We start from the raw sequence: 17,350 nt of genomic DNA, 5'->3' as shown, positions 1-17,350 counted from the left end.
TATGGAGATCGGGCTTCTGTATGAACTTTGAGTCAATGAGGGAGGCTTCATAGTGCCAATACTAACGCTAAAGGAAGCAGCGAACAAAATCATGGTAGCTCTGGATAAACCGGATGCAGCAGCGGCGTTGGCACTTGCAGAGCAATTACAGGGCAGAGACTGCTGGATGAAGGTTGGAATGGAGCTGTTCTATGCAGCTGGTCCATCCATAGTACGAGATTTGAAGTCACGGGGCTTTCGAGTCTTTCTCGATTTGAAGATGCACGATATTCCTAATACCGTCCGCGGTGGCGCACGTAGTATTACTAGACTTGGCGTTGACCTGTTTAACGTTCACGGAGCTGGCGGCGTCGCAATGATGTATGCAGCAGCTGAAGGTGTCAGAGAGGCAGTTGAAGCAGGAGATGCACAGCATGCTCCTCTTGTCATTGCTGTGACGCAGTTGACAAGCACTAGTCAAATCGTTCTTAATAAAGAAATCGGTATTACAGGTCAACTTGAAGATGCCGTTGTTCATTACGCGAGGCTTTCTCGCGAGGCAGGACTGCAAGGCGTAGTTGCCTCCCCACTAGAGGTTGCTGCTATAAAGGCAGCGTGCGGTACAGGGTTTATTACGGTTACACCAGGAATTCGTCCGCGTGGAGCAGATGTTGGGGACCAATCGCGCATTACAACGCCTAGAGACGCTGTTGATGGGGGTACCGATTATCTCGTCATTGGACGCCCAATAACAGCCTCTCACAACCCAGCGGAAGCGCTGGATAACATTCTGAAGGAGATGATTGAACAATGAGCAATATATCTGTAGAACAATTACCAGCATCGATAGCTGGCAATCTGCTTGAAATCGGGGCAGTTAATCTTCGTCCTAACGATCCCTTTACTTGGACCTCGGGAATCATTTCCCCTATCTATTGCGACAATCGCTTAACGATGAGCTACCCGGCTATTCGGGAAGCTATTGCGGAAGGCTTCGCTACGGTGATCCGGACCCATTTTCCTGACACGGAGGTTATTGCGGGTACTTCAACTGCTGGCATTCCCCATGCGGCATGGGTAGCACAGAAGCTGAACCTTCCAATGGCATATATTCGCGACAAGGCGAAGGGACATGGCAAGCAAAATCAGATTGAAGGTATTATTACTGAAGGTCAAAAGGTAGTAGTCATCGAAGATTTGATTTCTACTGGAGGAAGCTCGCTTAAGGCAGCTCTTGCGGTTATCGAAGCAGGTGGTGACGTACAAAGCGTGCTGGCCATCTTCACTTACCAATTCGCTTCAGCGGCGGAAGCTTTCCGAGAAGAAGGAATAGAGCTTCAAACACTGTCTAACTATACTGCTTTAGTTGATGAAGCACTTCGTCGTGGCGCTATCAGTGAAACAGATGTTGCTCTATTGCAAGCTTGGCGGGAAAGCCCGCAAACATTCGGCAAGTAATACATAAAAAGGTTGTCCTTAGGTGTTATACACCAACGGGACAACCTTTTTTTGTGCGATCATAATGTATGGACTTTATTAGCGCTAATAGGACCTCTTATTTAGTCGCAGATCACCTACATACGATTTGATTCTGATGGAACGGAGGTATCCTGAGATTGGTCAGGGCTAGTATTCGATGGCTCATTATTTCTATTGTCATTATTTTTAGTGTTCGATTTCCCTCTCAGGAAACGCCAGAGGCCTGCGACAGCAGCTACGATAACGATTCCGAATTTCTTGACAAGTACGACAATTACAGCGATTAACCCGGCCTTTTTGGCGACGACAAGGCCAGCTCCCCCGAGGATAAGACCCGTTAATCCGTAACTAGCCTTTTTGTCTGTAGACTCATTAAAGTCCTCATAACGTTGACCAGGTTTGATGTTAAGCTTGTCCAATACCAATTGCTTCATGGAAGCTGCATCCTCTTGTAGATGCCCAGGGTCGGTGACAAGAATGACTGACATGTTTCCCTCACGGGTAAGGATGCGGACATTTTGATTTAATAAAGGCTCGTTATTACTTGTATGCATTCGTAAAGTCCAGGTTAACGCCCGCTGGACTTCATCGTAATCTGGAGCACGTTCCCATCCTTCAACGAACAGGTGATAAGTGGGATTCTCAAGCTTGCTATTCTGATTTTCTGTTCCTTTCTTATAACTCTCTAGCAATGCGTCAGCATCAATGTTGTCCTTCTCATCATCTTTAATGTGACCATCATCAAAATATTGAAAATAAACAATCCAATTGGAATCCATGGGGTAAACAGCTCCTATGTCACTATCGGAGGAGATGTTTCCATTATCGTCTAGAAATTTTCTAGTGTTCTCGGCGTCCAAATAGGCCATGGAAGGGTCGAGTGTGAGATCGGCAATTGCTCCGATGGACACCGTCTGCCCCGAGCCAACGACAGCATTGTAGGGGTTCTCCCCGTTGATTTCTTCTACTTCTTCCTTTTCTGCATAGGCTAAGGCTGGTGCAATCAGAACAAAAACCAAAACAAACGCGAATACAAGACGATTAAGCTTAGCCAAATGAATTCTCTCCCAATGAATAATTAATGAAATAGTAGAGCAAGAACCAAATATCAGGAAAACCAAATATTAGAAGAACCAAGTGGATTATAACCTTCATTTATGTAAGATTCAAGAAGAATTTTGGAGGAAGATGTAGAATTAGCTCGGACGTATAAACGATGCTTCTCCTCCTTGAGACGGAGTACAAAAGCATGCTTTAGACTGTCGAGAATAGCAGCTATCTGAGCTACAATATCGCTGAGATAGATTAATTGGAAAATTGAAGGAGAGGAATTCATTTGTCCTTATTAGAAGTAAAGGGCTTACGTAAATCATTCGGATCTGTTAAAGCAGTCGAAGAAATCAGCTTTGAAGTGAAAGCGGGAGAAGTATTTACGATTATAGGGCCCAATGGAGCAGGTAAAACGACAACTTTGGAAATGATTGAAGGTTTAATAGCTCCAGATGCCGGCACGATTATCATCAATGGACTGAACTGGGATACAGATGCAGATAAAATTAAATATCAGATTGGTGTTCAGCCACAATCAAGCGCTTTATTTGAGCTTTTAACCGTCGAAGAAAATCTTGATTTGTTCGCTTCTTTCTATCTGCGGCCAAAGAAGGTAGATGAAGTTCTAGAAATGATCAGCATGAACGATAACCGCAGCAAGAGAGTGAAGTCGTTATCCGGCGGACAACGACAGCGGCTGGCAATTGGTCTTGCGATGATAAGTGATCCCCAGATTATTTTTCTCGATGAGCCAACGACCGGGTTAGATCCCCAGGCTAGACGTAACATTTGGGATATTGTACTTAAGCTCAAAGAGCTCGGAAAAACGACAATACTGACAACGCATTACATGGAAGAAGCGGAGAAGTTAAGTGATCGGGTATGTATTGTCGACCAAGGCCGTATCGTAACGACAGATACACCTGCAGCGCTTATTGATCGTCTGACGAAAGAGCGTGAAGTTCGTCTTTCGTTCATTGATGGTGAAGATGCTGCCATACAGACTGAGCTTCACGCTCAAACCCAGCCGACAGTTGTACGCACAGTTAGGGAAGGCATGGCACTGAAACTGTGGTCTATCCAGCCAGAGGAGACTCTATATGGTTTATTTGGCTTCACCAAGGAAAAGGGCTATCGGGTGGAACAGGTATCTATTCGCGAGATGAGCTTGGAAGACGTATTTATTGCCTTTACCGGTAAAGAGTGGAGGGACTAAGGTGAGCAATGGGAAGCAATTAGGTAAATTGTTCGGCGCGCAAATCAAAATGATGTTTCGAGAGAAGCAGGTATGGTTTTGGAATCTTTTCTTCCCCATTATTCTTATGGTCTTATTCATGATTATTTTTGGCGGTGGAGGCTCGAGCGAGTTCAAAGCAAAAATTGCAGTTGTCAAAGAGCAGTCCAATGCTACCTCAAATATGCTGGAGGAACATCTACGCCAGGTACCTGTGTTTGAATGGAAATCAGAGCAGCCTGTTAGCGCAGAGCAAGCCGACAAATGGATAAAGGATAAAGACGTTGATGCCGTTATTGTCCTCCCAAAGACGGAAGATATTAAAGCTGTTGAACTAGTCGTGAACAAGGAAAACGAGCATGGGGCTGATGCACAAGCGATAAGAGGTATCTTGGATCAATTTATTCAACAAACAAACTTCGATGTAGCTAAAGTGCAACCCACTTTTAAGTTAAATATGAATGCCGTTTCCAATGGTAGCGAGGACTTAACTTATGTGGATTTTCTCCTTACGGGTATGATTGCATTATCAGTTGCTCAAGGTGGATTGTTCGGTATGGTAGATATGGTGGATATGCGCCGTAAAGGATTGCTGAAGCGGTTACGGATGACTCCGGTAAAAATGGGCCTTTTCGGAATAGGGGGGATGCTAGTCCGTTTCGTGCTCGGTATCGTTCAAATTACTATTCTTACTGTAATCGGAGTATTTGGATTCGGAGCGAACCTACATGTGGATGTCTCAACACTTGTCGTATCTTTCTTTATAGGCGCGCTGGCCTTTAATGCGATAGGTTACTTATTCTCATCATTCAGCAAGTCGATAGAGGCTTATATGGGAATGGCAAATATTGCTAGCTTCTTGATGATGTTCCTTAGTGGTGTATTTTTTCCTACCAGTGGGTTCCCGGAATGGTTAGTTCCCGTGTCGCATGTACTTCCTCTAACTTACTTCGTTAATGGGATGAGGGATGGACTGGTGTACGGTAGTGGAATTGCAACAAGCGAATTCTGGACGGGTATAGCTATATTAGGCGCTTGGGGTGTTATTGCTTTCGGTATTGGAGCACTAATATTCCGGAAAGGTAAGGTCGAAGCTCGTTAAAGTAAAGAAAAGCTGTCCAGTGGGAATTTCCCTGGGCAGCTTTTCTTTGCCGGGCTACTTCATTATAAGGATCTGTGGGAATTCCATAGCCTATATCCTTATCCCTTTCACTAAGTTGAAGTAGGTGGAAAGTGTGCAAGAAGTCTGAAGCCTATATCCAATATCCCTTTCGCTCAGTTGAAGTAGGTGGAAATGATGCGAGAGGTCTGAGCCTATATCCAATATCCCTTTCGCTCATTTGTAGTAGATGGATATGATGCAAGAAGTCTGAGCCTATATCCAATATCCCTTTCGCTCAGTTGTAGTAGATGGAGTTTATGCAAGATTATGCAAGAAGTCTGAAGCCTATAGCCATTATCCCTTTCGCTCAGTTGTAGCAGATGGATATGATGCAAGAAGTCTGAGCCTATAGCCATTATCCCCTTCGCTCAGTCACAGTAGATGGAAATTAAGCGAACAGTACTGAGACAAAGGGATAATGGTCGCACATGAGCGAAGGGGATAATGGTCATACGTGAGCCAAAGGGATAATGGCCATACATGAGCGAAGGGGATAATGGTCATACATGAGCGAAGGGGATAGTGGCCAAACATGAGCGAAGGGGATAATGGTCATACGTGAGCCAAAGGGATAGTGGTCATACATGAGCGAAGGGGATAATGGCCATACATGAGCGAAGGGGATAATGGCTATACATGATCGAAGGGGATAATGGTCATACGTGAGTGAAGGGGATAGTGGTCGTGCATGAGAGAAGGGGATAGTGGCCAGACGGTGAGCGAAACGAGAGGAGTGGTCTCGGCTGCACCTGAAAGGCCACTCCCTCTATTCTAAAGCTTCTTCAGCCATTGGCGTATAGCGTCGTTCGGTAGTTCATCTTTGGCCGGGACAGGAATGGGGGAATCAGAAAGGTCGTATTTCTGTTTCAACGTTAGGATTCGTCGTAAGCTTTGGTCGATTTTTGCTTCTTTTATTTTACCTGTGGCGACGGCTTGAAGAAGCTTGTTAAACACTTTCTTCGTGTTATTGTAGCCGTGTGCAATAAGGATGATGTCACTTCCTGCCTGAACGGACAAAATCGCAGCATCCTCAATACCGTAGTTATCGATAATGGCACCCATAGTCATGTCATCTGTAATGACGACTCCGTCATATCCGAGTGTGCCGCGGAGCTGGTCATTAATGATGACTTTAGACAAAGAAGCAGGTGCATCTGGATCGATTAAAGGGAAAAGGATGTGTGCGACCATAACAGCGTCAGCCTTATCTTCGATTGCTGCACGAAAGGGAATCCACTCGAGCTTCTCGAGCTGGGCTGTTGTCTTCTGAACGATTGGCAAATCAAGATGAGAATCTACAGCGGTATCTCCGTGACCTGGAAAATGCTTGACGACGGCAATAGTGCCGTTTTCTCTTAATCCATTCATCTCTGCAATTCCCATTTTCGTGACAATACTGGCATTATTGCCGAAAGATCGGGTACCGATGACAGGGTTTTTAGGGTTACTGTTAATATCAAGCACAGGGGCGAAATTAACGTTAAAGCCGACTAGCTGTAGCTCCTTGGCTAAAAGCTCGCCCATTTCCTTTGCAAGCTCTGCATTGTCGGTACGTCCAACCTTGGCTGCATCAGGAATGGCTACGAAGTCCTTCGGTAATCGACTCACCTTGCCGCCCTCTTGATCGACACTCATAAATAACGGAGCGGGATTTCCCTTGTTGGCTGCTTTTAGCTCATTTACCAATTGTACCGAGCCATTCAGGCCGGAAAAATTGTTTTTGTAAAAAATAATGCCACCTACGTGTTGCTCGTCGATCATTTTTTTCATATTTTTATCGATAGTTGTCCCATCAATGCCTGCCAAAATCATTTGACCGACCTTCTGCTCTAGGGTCATCTTCTTAATTATGCGCCCGATCTCATCCTGATCCGAGGGCTTTGGGCTAGCAGATGGGACTGTTGGGGATGTCGAAGGAGTAGCGGAAGGAGTAGCGGAAGGAGTCGTTGTTGAAGATTCAGTAGGGCTTGCTGAAGAATTCGGTAAGGATTCAGTGGCGCCCCCTTTTCCAGTCAAACCACAGCCTATGTTTAGTAGAAGAAGCAGACTTACACTGAGACCGCCCACATATCGCATGACATTAGACTTCATTTATGCTGAAACCTCCTTATTTAACAAAAGGCTCCTGCATTCCCGATAAAGGGGCAACAGGAGCTTAATTCTCAAACATAAACGTTGAGCGCCATGAAAGGACGGCGTCAGCAGTTTATGCTTGTTATTAAACGTTATATTACAAAGGAGCTCTTCAAAGATACGATACGATTAAAAACAGGGTGCTCAGGTGTTGAATCCTTAGGATCGACGTTAAAGTATCCGTGACGGAAAAATTGAAACTTATCTCCGCCAGCTGTTTCCTTCATCCCCGGCTCTACAAAGCCTTCCAGAACCTCAAGTGAATTTGGATTCACATGCTCTAAGAAAGATTTGCCGTCATCATCGGCTTCCTCCGTAATGAGCGGCTCGTATAGTCTGAATTGTGCAGGAACAGCATGGGAAGCGTCCACCCAATGAATGGTACCCTTTACTTTGCGGCCGGTAAATCCGGAGCCACTCTTGGTCTCAATATCGTAAGTGCAATGTAATTCAATAGCATTTCCGTTGTCATCATGGATTACTTTTTCACACTTTATGAAATAAGCATGCTTGAGGCGAACCTCGTTACCAGGGAACAGGCGGAAATATTTCGGCGGTGGGTTATCCATGAAATCGTCACGTTCTATATAGATTTCCCTAGAGAACGGAATTTGACGATTGCCCATTTCTGGGTTTTCTGAATTATTTTCCGCTTCGAGCCATTCTGTTTGTCCTTCTGGGTAGTTCGTAATGACAACCTTCAAGGGCTGAAGCACAGCCATTGTGCGAAGTGCTTTAAGCTTAAGATCTTCTCGAATAAAATGCTCCAGCATCCGTTCGTCGACGATTCCGTAGCTCTTAGTTACACCGATCTCACGACAGAAGGTACGAATCGCTTCAGGTGTATAACCCTTACGGCGTAAACCGGATATTGTCGGCATGCGGGGATCGTCCCAGCCGTCTACAGCTTTCTCATCGACAAGCTGCTTTAGCTTTCTTTTACTCATCACGGTGTTTGTGACGTTAAGGCGAGCAAACTCATATTGATGCGGGGTCCACTTCATCTCACACTCGCGAACAACCCAGTCGTAGAATGGACGTTGATCTTCAAACTCCAGCGTACAGATGGAGTGGGTGACACCTTCAATAGCATCCTCAAGCGGATGAGCAAAGGCATACATCGGATAGATACACCATTCATCACCAGTGTTGTGATGATGAGCGTGAACAACCCGATATAGAATCGGATCTCTCAGGTTCACGTTAGGAGAAGCCATATCGATCTTGGCGCGCAGTACTTTCCCACCGTCGGGGATATTCCCTTGCTTCATTGACTGGAACAGCTCTAAGTTTTCCTCAACGGAACGATTACGGTAGGGACTTTCTTGTCCTGGAGCGGTTAACGTTCCGCGTGTCTCGCGGATTTGATCCGCGGTTTGGTCATCGACATATGCGAGTCCTTTGCGGATGAGGATAAGAGCACGATCGTACATTTCTCCGAAATAATTCGATGCGAAGAATAGACCGTCCCACTCAAATCCAAGCCACTTAACATCTTCCTTAATTGACTCTACATATTCGATGTCTTCTTTTACAGGATTCGTATCGTCAAAACGCAAATTAGTTCTACCCTTGAACTCGGCTGCGAGCTCAAAATTAAGGCAAATTGATTTGGCATGACCGATATGAAGGTAGCCGTTCGGTTCTGGTGGGAAGCGAGTAATGACTTCCTTGACCTTACCAGAAGCGATATCCTCGGTTACGATGCTCTTAATAAAATTCGATGACGACGTCTTTGTTTCCAATCGGACCAACCTTCCTCACAGTAGCAAGTATATCCTTTCATAATACACAAAAATCATCATGCTTATAAAGGGTTCAACAAAAAATGTTGAAATGTTGGAGGGAATAGGAGGTTTTTTCGGCTTGAATTATGTTTTTCTCCTAAAAAAATGATAAAGGTTTAATATTTCCGTAACTTTTCTTAATAATCTCTCGTTATAATCAATGAAGAGATTGGTAAGGGAGGAAAAGGAATGTTGACCTGGTTGGGTCGAGGCTCCACTGCGGAAAAGCTCAGTGAAAAAGTTGAAGCTCCTGGGGAGAAGACAGAAGCGGTAATCAAGGAATCGGTGCAGAAGCCGCTGTTGACTGTTCGCAATGTAGAACGATCATTCGATGTTGGCAGCCAGAAAATCCGCGTATTAAAGGGGATAAACCTAGAACTGTTTCCGAGTCAGCTCGTCATGCTCAGGGGCAGATCAGGTTCAGGCAAAACAACGCTTATGAATCTAATGGGAGGACTGGATACGCCCACTGAAGGTGAAATTGATTTCAATGGACGTCCATTTCATACTTGGAATGACGATAAGCGCACAGAGGTGCGTCGCAAGGATATTGGTTTTATTTTCCAAGCGTATGCTTTATTGCCTTTATTGTCCGCCTACGAGAATGTCGAGCTGTCGCTAAGAATGGCGAAAACACCTCGAGCGGAGTGGAAAGCAAGAATTACCTCCTGCCTTGATCTGGTAGGCTTATCGAAAAGAATGCATCATCGTCCCTTCGAGCTATCTGGGGGGGAGCAGCAGCGGGTAGCGATTGCCAAAGCGATTGCCCATAAGCCCAGCCTGCTGTTAGCTGATGAACCGACGGCGGAATTGGATAGCCAAATGGCCGCACAGATTATGCAGGTATTTAAGGAAATCGTTGCTAATGAAAATGTGTCGATTTGTATGACTACACACGACCCTACAATTATGGAGGTAGCTGATCATGTCTATGAAATGGTGGATGGCGTATTCGTCAAGTAATCAGACGAGTATGAGGCGAAGAAGCCGGAAGAGTGCGGGGGTTATTGCAGTATTGGCTTTATCTGTTGCCATAACTGGATGTAGCTTGCTCCCGAGCGAACCGGAAGAGGAAGATTTGTCAGCTATTGAGCTGCCGAAGATTTCTGAGAGGCCTAAATACGACGTCGAAACCAAGACATTGGAAACGACAGTACAAGGGTCAGGCAAGGTCATGTCTACGCAAGAGAAAACTTTATATTTTACATTAGAAGGCAAGAGACTCAAGAAATTATACATACAATCTGGAGAAACAGTTAAAGCTGGCCAGGCTATTGCCGAGCTTGATGTCGATGACATGAAGAAAACACTTCGCAATCAAACTTTGGCTTTTAAGCAAACCGAGTTAACGATGAAGGATACGTTGCGTAAGAAAGATGAGATGGAAGCGACAGAGTTTGAACAGAAAATGCTCGCTTTCGAGGAAGCGAAGCAGGCGCTTGTTGATATGCAGGAAGATATCAATAAAGCCGTACTTACAGCACCATACAGTGGTACGGTTGTAGCCGTAGCTGTGCAAGAAGGCGCTGCGATTAAAGCGTATGATACTATCTGTGTTATAGCGGATCCTAGTCAATTGGTTGTAACTGCAAGCTTCTCAAAGGATGACTTAGAGAAGGTCACTGTGGGGATGGAGGTCCGGGTAGATATCAACAATGCGGGCCAGTTAAAAGGCAAGATTAAGCAGCTTCCACTACCTTCCACTGAAAATGAAAATGGTGGTAATGGCGGCAACGGTGGAAATGGGGGTAATGGACCTGGTGGTTCCGTCGAAAGTCCAAGCAAATATATGCTAATCGATGTAGGCGCTTTGCCAAAGACGGTAACTAGGGGAACTAGGTTATCTGCTACTGTTATCGTTAATCGTAAGGAAAACGCAATTGTTATTCCACTTGCAGCTTTAAGAACTGTTGGTGCTAGAACTTATGTTCAGGTCGCTGAAGCCGATGGCAGTAAGAGAGAAGTGGATGTAGAGGTCGGACAACAGACATCAACGGATGCGGAAATTTTGAATGGTTTGACAACGGGACAGAAAGTCGTAGGACGCTAAACGATGAATGCACTTATTCGGTTTCTCTTTCGCAAAATGTGGAATACGCGGTGGCTGACACTTAGCACACTCGCAGGATTATTCGTTGCAGTCGCTTTTACAACGAGTATCCCCATGTACGCCGACGGTGCCCTCAAACGTGTTGTTTCCCAATCGCTTAAGGAAAATAGCGAAGGGCTACCAGCAGGATCTATGCTAATCCGATATCAGTCTACTGATGGTAAGACAGATATGGACGGCTTTACTAAAGTCGATAAGTATATCCTTGAAGATGTAAATAGCAATATCGGCTTTCCTTTAGAAGCAAGCCAACGCAGCTTGTCATTGCGCAGCGCAGAGGTGTCTCCTGAGGATCCGCAGAAGGTAGATGCAAGCCGGACGCGTAAGCTGACGATTGCAGCCTTTAGCGGACTGAAAGATCAAATAGAGATGGCTGGCGGTAAGTGGTTTGCCGATCACGCCGAGGCCGATGGTACACTTCAAGCAGTCATGCTGGAAGAAGCGCTATTCCGTAATGACTTGCACGTAGGAGATGTACTACTCTATCCGATATCTGGAGGACTTAATCTCACTCTCAGAGTACAAATCGTAGGTTCTTTCAAAGCGACCGACGAAAATAGCCCTTATTGGTATCAAGGCTTCGAAGGGCTAATGAGTAACATGTATATCGCTGATTCTGCGTTCGTGGAGGATTTGACTGGCAAGCTGAAAATCCCTATGCAAACTGCTAGCTGGTATTCAGCTTACGATCTTCGCGAAATCAAGACGAGTCAGCTTTCTCCGCTCACAAGCCAATTAAACCGTGTCGATATTGAAGTATACAAGAAGCTTAAGGACACGCATTTGGAGCTATCATTTGCAGATATGTTAAATGATTTCCGCCGTCAAAGCATCCAGCTTCAGACGCTTTTATTTACGCTTGCAGCGCCTATGATCGCAATGGTGTTCTACTTCATTACGATGAACTCTCAGCAGGCGCTAGAGAAGCAACGCTCCGATATCGCGGTATTACGGAGTCGTGGTGCGAGTACAAGACAAGTATTTATGTTGTTCTTGCTGGAAGGCTCATTGCTTGGCATCATTGCGCTATTGGTTGGACCTTTCATAGGATGGTTCATGGCTAAGAGTATCGGCTCGGCTAGCGGGTTCCTACAGTTTGTGGACCGTGAGTCTATTCCGGTAGGGTTCTCTACCGATAGCATCTATGCAGGTGCTGCAGCTGTAATCGTTGCAATAGGTGCTGCCGTTATTCCGGCGTTGGTATTTACACGTACTTCTATCGTGGATTACAAACGTCAATTGGCACGCGGAGATCGCAAGCCGTTCTGGCAAAGATGGTATTTAGATGTAGTCATGTTAGGAGTAGCAGGCTACGGTTGGTATTTATTTAATGAACGGCAGATGGTGTCATTCACAACAGGAGCAACTACCGACCAGTTAAATGTACAGCCGTTTCTATTTTTTGTACCGGCAATCAGTATTTTTGCAGCAGGACTCGTGTTCTTAAGATTATTTCCACTTCTGCTTAAGCTGTTTAACTTAATGTGGAAGAAAATTTTGCCGGTTTCCTTTTATTTGACGCTTACTCAGCTTTCACGTTCTTCTAAATCGTACTACCCGCTCATGATTTTACTTATTCTGACGTTAGGGCTAGGGGTATATAATTCTTCTGCTGCTCGTACAATCGGATTAAACTCTGAAGAGCGAACGATGTACAAATATGGTTCAGATGTAATTGTGAAAACGGTATGGATTGGGCAAGGGGAGTATAAGAATCCGACTAAATCACCAGGTAATGGCGGCTCGGGTGGTGGTTCTGGTGGCGGTAATGGTGGTTCAGGCGGTGGATCTGGTGGAGGTGGCGGGCAAGGATCGCGTCCTACACCGACTAAGATCAATTATAGTGAGCCCCCTTTTGAGATTTTCCGTACTTTGCCTGGAGTAGAGCACGCGGCTCGAGTGCTTCAAACCAAAAGCAGTCTCACCATTTCAGGTAAAACCGCTGGTCAAGCGACAATAGTAGGAATAGATAACGTCGATTTTGCTCGTGTAGGTTGGTTACGTAAGGATATGTACCCAACGAGTCCTTATAAATATTTGGAATGGATGGGCAAGGTTTCAGAGGGGGCACTTATATCCTCCAATGTAGCAAAGAAATTTGATCTGAAGCGTGGAGATACGGTATCTACGGTTATACAGGAGCAATTAATTGAGTTTATTATTCTCGATATTATCCCTTATTGGCCTGGTCAGTATCCCGATCAGTCTCCTTTCCTGATTGCTAACCTTGATTATATTTATGATCAAGTTCCTATCATGCCTTATGATGTGTGGCTGAAGATGGAGCCAGGGGCGAAGACTCCGGATATCATTCCGGTGCTTCAAGATAAAGGAATTGAAATTGCATCTATCGACAGCATGAGAAGTGAGCTCGTTACACAAAGCAAGCATCCTGCTAGAGGCGGCGTGTTCGGCATTCTGAGCTTAGGCTTCATGGTTACAATCATTGTTACCTTAGCGGGTTATATCCTTTTCTGGTTCTTTAACCTTTCAAGGAGAGTTGTACAAATCGGGATATTGCGAGCGATGGGACTTTCGCGTAAGCAATTGACCGGCATGCTGTTATTAGAGCAAGTCTTTACCGCTGGATTATCCATTGGTCTTGGGATTGGAATTGGAAAGCTAACTAGTATTCTATTCCTTCCTTTCCTGCAGACGACAGATAATTCTGCGAACCAGGTTCCGCCGTTCCGTGTTGTATTCGATGCAGCAGATACAATGAAGCTGTATATCGTTGTTGCCGTCATGATGTGTATTGGTATTGCTCTCCTTGTTACACATATTAGGCGACTTAAGGTTCATCAGGCTGTGAAGCTCGGAGAGGAGCGATAAGTCCATGATTCATTGTGAAGGTCTAGTCAAAATTTACAAAGCCGATGACTTGGAGGTTGTAGCTCTTCAAGGACTGAATTTGTCCGTTAAACCCGGAGAGATGATGGCCATTATCGGTAACAGCGGAAGCGGGAAATCCACGCTCCTGAACATACTGGGAGGGCTTGATCGCCCTTCCGCTGGTCAGGTGCAAGTCGGACCTTGGAATCTTCTCAAGGTTAATGATGAGGATTTGGTGAAGTACAAGCGCGATACGGTTGGATTTATCTGGCAGAATAATGCCCGCAATCTGCTACCGTTCTTAACTGCGCTGGAGAATGTTGAGATGCCCATGATGTTCTCGGGCAAGCTGGACCGCGTATATGCTAAGCAATTGCTAGAGTGGGTTGGTCTTAAGGATCGGATGCACAACAAGCTTCAGCAGCTGTCAGGAGGCGAGCAACAGCGGGTAGCCATTGCAATCTCGCTTGCAAACAAACCACAGCTTCTGCTAGCTGATGAGCCGACAGGCTCAGTTGATTCTCGTACATCGGATGTTATCATGGATATTTTCCGCCGATTTAATCGGGAATTAGGGCTAACAATCGTTATTGTTACTCATGACTTGTCACTTGCAGGAAAAGTAGACCGGGTTGTCGCCATACGTGATGGCTTAACTAGTACTGAATTTATTAAAAGAAATCCGAATCTTGATCTATCCTTACCTTTATCAGAGGGTCAAAACGCTGAGGAAATACACGAAGCTTATATCGTCGTAGACCGGGTAGGGCGCTTGCAGATTCCTAAAGAATACTTGCAGGCATTAGCAATTGGTGACAAGGCAAGCATGGAGTTTGATGGAGACAAAATTGTTATTACAAAACCGAAATCATTAGAGGGGGATCAGTCCGCATGAGCAAGCCAAACAAACGTATCCACAAATGGGTCATGACAGGTCTAACACTATCTTTATTAGTTCCAACACTAGCGGCATGTAACACAAGTAAAGGAGGAAACTCCGATACAAGACATACACTACGTATTGGAACGATGTACGGAAGCAAGCAGGATGAGCAATATTTCCGTCAGCAATTTACTGATATGTTTGAACTGACTCATGATAAAATTGATATCGAGGTAGTACCGGCGATCGATTACTCAGAAATGCAGTTTGACGATCAGTCTAAGCAGCAAGAGCAGCCTAATCCGCTTGAAAAAGTCAAAGCTATTATGACTGGATCCAATCCCGTAGACGTCATGATTTTTGATATGAGCATGCTGAGTCAATTGGTTTCTAATAACCTATTGAAGCAGCTGGATCCATTGCTTAAAAATGAAAAGATGGATATAAATGAATTTGTACCTGCTGTTGTTGAAGGGATTAAAGACGAGGGTAACGGATTTTTATATGCTTTAACGCCAACCTTTAGTCCATCTGCCTTATATTATAATAAAAAGCTATTTACCAAAGCAGGCGTCGAGCCCCCTAAGGATAATATGAGCTGGGATGATGTGTTTAACTTAGCTAAACGAATGAAATCCGGCAAGGGTAAAGAAGCTGTGTTTGGATTTTCTTTTAACCAATGGGGATCCAGTGAAAACTTCTGGGACGTACAAAATTTCGCCGCGCCGTTGCAATTAAAAATGTTCGACGACAAAGGCGAAACGATGACCGTAAATACGCCACAATGGGAAAATCTTTGGAAAACCGTAACAGACCTTTATAAAGATCATGTCACACCACATCAGGATGACATGCAGTATGATCAACCACAGGGTGAAAACTACAGGTATAACCCTTTCCAAGGTCAATTGTTCTTAAACGGTAGAGTAGCAATGACGGTTGGCGATTATGGTTTGATCAACCAAATTCAGCAGATGAATGATAATAGCGAAAAGCTGAAAGTTGAAAAGCTGGATTGGGATGTTGTTACTATGCCATTCCACCCGGGTAATGAAAAAGTCGGAGGAAGTATTTATCTGAACAGCTTATCTGGCATTAATGCGAATGCAGCTAATTCTGATGATGCATGGGAATTCGTGAAATTCATGAATGGTAAGGAATGGGCTAAGCTGAAATCCAGAAGCACGTATGAAATGTCTACTCGTCAGGATTTTGTTAAGCCACGCGAAGGAATGACATACAATATAGCTGCTTTTACAAAGATGAAGCCTGCACCATTCCCACAATCTTCTGCTAAAGAGCAAGCATTATATCTTGAAAAACCGAATTTGAGATTGGTGACCGATCTAGCATCGAGAGCTTATTCAGATGTTATTCAGGGGAAAAAATCAGTTAAGGAAGCTCTAGCGCAATGGGAATCAAAAGGAAACGATCTGCTGCAAAAAATTAAAGCGAACCCGAAGGGGCAGATTGACGGCATTTTCGATGACGTCTATGGCGACGGTGGCATGTCAATAGAGAAGCAACGTTTAATGGAGGCAGCAGGAGAGGCTGTTTCTAGCACGTCTGAATAAGACCAATCATATAAAGCTGAAGCGATCCACCACAATGGAGGGTCGCTTCAGTTTTTTTGACGATTCAAAATGGTAAAGTCCGCGCATGCTATAGACAATATAAAAATTTATTCTAGCGGAGGGAACGAGATGAAATGGATTTATTGGTCGAGGCTTTACGACAGCAAGTTTCAAGCGGGATGCCTTGTTCAGAGAATGGAGCACGACAGCTGGGTGTTTGGTGTAGATGTCCCTCAGGAGATCGAGGTGTTCCGTTCACGGAGAGGGAAGTATGGGGTGCGCTATTTACCTTAGGCGGTTTATGCTGGCAACAAGGGCGATCCTGTGCTAAGCTGAGTCCTAGGAAATAGAGGATGAAGGAGGCACTACAATGAGGAGAATGCCACTATCAGCCGACACGGCTGTAAAGCTTGCGGAATATATGAAGGTACCCTTAGAGCATCTGATGCACATGCCGCAGCACATTATGATACAGAAGCTGGCGGAAATGGCGAAGGGACAAGTTGAGGAAACAAACACAGAAAAAAAAGAAAGTTAAAAAAGTTCTTGACGATGGGGTATGTAATGTTGTATATTATTACTTGTCGCCAATAAGAGCGACGTAAGCAAAATGTCGCGGGGTGGAGCAGCCCGGTAGCTCGTCGGGCTCATAACCCGAAGGCCGCAGGTTCAAATCCTGCCCCCGCAACCAACCTTTTCTCTGGACCGAGACGGGGGCCTTTAGCTCAGTTGGTTAGAGCGGTCGGCTCATAACCGATTGGTCGGGGGTTCGAGTCCCTCAAGGCCCACCATTAAGATTTACCTGGAATTATTCGTAGTACATACGCACCCTTTGGACATGTCTAAACAACAATGTTCCTTATGCCGGGGTGGCGGAATTGGCAGACGCACAGGACTTAAAATCCTGCGGTAGGTGACTACCGTACCGGTTCGACCCCGGTCCTCGGCACCACTAACGTTTACTTATTGTAGTGTTAGTATCAACCCATAATACATAAGAAGTCCTGTGTGGTAATTTATCACATTAGGGCTTTTTTTCATTCGCAACTTCGATATTTTCTCATTTCACCCCAAGTTGGGTGTTTTGTTTTATTGGATGCCGAAAAATTATTGTATCAATTTGATGT

The 17,350-nt window shown here is 45.0% G+C and carries 14 protein-coding genes and 3 tRNA genes; 14 read left to right on the top strand and 3 right to left on the bottom strand.

Annotated features, from left to right (window positions below; genetic code table 11):
- Positions 1-52: 52 nt before the first annotated feature.
- Positions 53-793, top strand: coding sequence for an orotidine-5'-phosphate decarboxylase (gene pyrF / locus KCTCHS21_RS19835; RefSeq protein WP_408621720.1), 741 nt, complete (start codon positions 53-55; stop codon positions 791-793).
- A complete protein-coding gene (gene pyrE, locus KCTCHS21_RS19830; RefSeq protein ID WP_130612302.1) occupies positions 790-1,437 on the top strand; it encodes an orotate phosphoribosyltransferase in 648 nt (215 codons plus the stop codon). Before pyrF ends, pyrE begins: the two co-directional genes overlap by 4 nt.
- A 116-nt stretch (positions 1,438-1,553) precedes the next feature.
- Here pyrE and KCTCHS21_RS19825 read toward each other — a convergent pair whose 3' ends face one another.
- Positions 1,554-2,513 carry a DUF2167 domain-containing protein gene (locus KCTCHS21_RS19825; protein ID WP_130612299.1) on the bottom strand — a complete coding sequence of 320 codons (960 nt, stop codon included), beginning with the start codon at positions 2,511-2,513 and terminating at the stop codon, positions 1,554-1,556.
- Between the two features lie 281 nt (positions 2,514-2,794).
- Between KCTCHS21_RS19825 and KCTCHS21_RS19820 the strand changes: the two genes are divergently transcribed.
- Both KCTCHS21_RS19820 and KCTCHS21_RS19815 read left to right on the top strand, forming a co-directional pair.
- A complete protein-coding gene (locus KCTCHS21_RS19820) occupies positions 2,795-3,724 on the top strand; it encodes an ABC transporter ATP-binding protein (protein ID WP_130612296.1) in 930 nt (309 codons plus the stop codon).
- 1 nt (position 3,725) lies between these two features.
- Positions 3,726-4,844, top strand: coding sequence for an ABC transporter permease (locus KCTCHS21_RS19815; protein WP_232057893.1), 1,119 nt, complete (start codon positions 3,726-3,728; stop codon positions 4,842-4,844).
- An 831-nt stretch (positions 4,845-5,675) separates the two neighbouring features.
- Here KCTCHS21_RS19815 and nagZ read toward each other — a convergent pair.
- Positions 5,676-6,995 (bottom strand): beta-N-acetylhexosaminidase, encoded by a 1,320-nt coding sequence (gene nagZ, locus KCTCHS21_RS19810; RefSeq protein WP_232057892.1) that lies wholly within the window; start codon positions 6,993-6,995, stop codon positions 5,676-5,678.
- A gap of 134 nt (positions 6,996-7,129) precedes the next feature.
- Positions 7,130-8,782, bottom strand: a complete 1,653-nt coding sequence (locus KCTCHS21_RS19805) for a glutamine--tRNA ligase/YqeY domain fusion protein (RefSeq protein WP_130612293.1) — start codon at positions 8,780-8,782, stop codon at positions 7,130-7,132.
- A gap of 231 nt (positions 8,783-9,013) precedes the next feature.
- On the opposite strand from KCTCHS21_RS19805, the gene KCTCHS21_RS19800 reads away from it, so the two are divergent.
- The 10 genes from KCTCHS21_RS19800 to KCTCHS21_RS19760 all read left to right on the top strand — a co-directional run bounded on the left by KCTCHS21_RS19800 (position 9,014) and on the right by KCTCHS21_RS19760 (position 17,175).
- Positions 9,014-9,787, top strand: coding sequence for an ABC transporter ATP-binding protein (locus KCTCHS21_RS19800; protein ID WP_130612289.1), 774 nt, complete (start codon positions 9,014-9,016; stop codon positions 9,785-9,787).
- Positions 9,750-10,874 carry an efflux RND transporter periplasmic adaptor subunit gene (locus KCTCHS21_RS19795; protein ID WP_331871367.1) on the top strand — a complete coding sequence of 375 codons (1,125 nt, stop codon included), beginning with the start codon at positions 9,750-9,752 and terminating at the stop codon, positions 10,872-10,874. The genes KCTCHS21_RS19800 and KCTCHS21_RS19795 overlap by 38 nt, the downstream gene beginning before the upstream one ends.
- A gap of 3 nt (positions 10,875-10,877) precedes the next feature.
- Positions 10,878-13,766, top strand: coding sequence for an ABC transporter permease (locus KCTCHS21_RS19790; protein WP_130612286.1), 2,889 nt, complete (start codon positions 10,878-10,880; stop codon positions 13,764-13,766).
- Between the two features lie 4 nt (positions 13,767-13,770).
- Complete coding sequence (locus KCTCHS21_RS19785) at positions 13,771-14,661, top strand: ABC transporter ATP-binding protein (protein ID WP_130612283.1); 891 nt, start codon at positions 13,771-13,773, stop codon at positions 14,659-14,661.
- A complete protein-coding gene (locus KCTCHS21_RS19780; RefSeq protein WP_232057891.1) occupies positions 14,658-16,223 on the top strand; it encodes an ABC transporter substrate-binding protein in 1,566 nt (521 codons plus the stop codon). Before KCTCHS21_RS19785 ends, KCTCHS21_RS19780 begins: the two co-directional genes overlap by 4 nt.
- Positions 16,224-16,352: 129 nt before the next feature.
- Complete coding sequence (locus KCTCHS21_RS31405) at positions 16,353-16,517, top strand: hypothetical protein (RefSeq protein ID WP_170211436.1); 165 nt, start codon at positions 16,353-16,355, stop codon at positions 16,515-16,517.
- A gap of 76 nt (positions 16,518-16,593) precedes the next feature.
- Entirely contained in the window at positions 16,594-16,761 is a 168-nt protein-coding gene (locus tag KCTCHS21_RS19775) for a YycC family protein (protein WP_130612280.1), read from the top strand.
- A 76-nt stretch (positions 16,762-16,837) separates the two neighbouring features.
- Positions 16,838-16,914: transfer RNA gene (locus KCTCHS21_RS19770), tRNA-Met, on the top strand.
- 23 nt (positions 16,915-16,937) lie between these two features.
- Positions 16,938-17,014 (top strand) — tRNA-Ile (locus KCTCHS21_RS19765).
- 72 nt (positions 17,015-17,086) lie between these two features.
- Positions 17,087-17,175 (top strand) — tRNA-Leu (locus tag KCTCHS21_RS19760).
- Positions 17,176-17,350 lie beyond the last annotated feature (175 nt).

The organism is Cohnella abietis, assembly GCF_004295585.1.
Lineage (GTDB): Bacteria > Bacillota > Bacilli > Paenibacillales > Paenibacillaceae > Cohnella > Cohnella abietis.
Note: the sequence above shows the minus strand (reverse complement) of the source record. Positions and strands in the feature narration are given on the sequence as shown.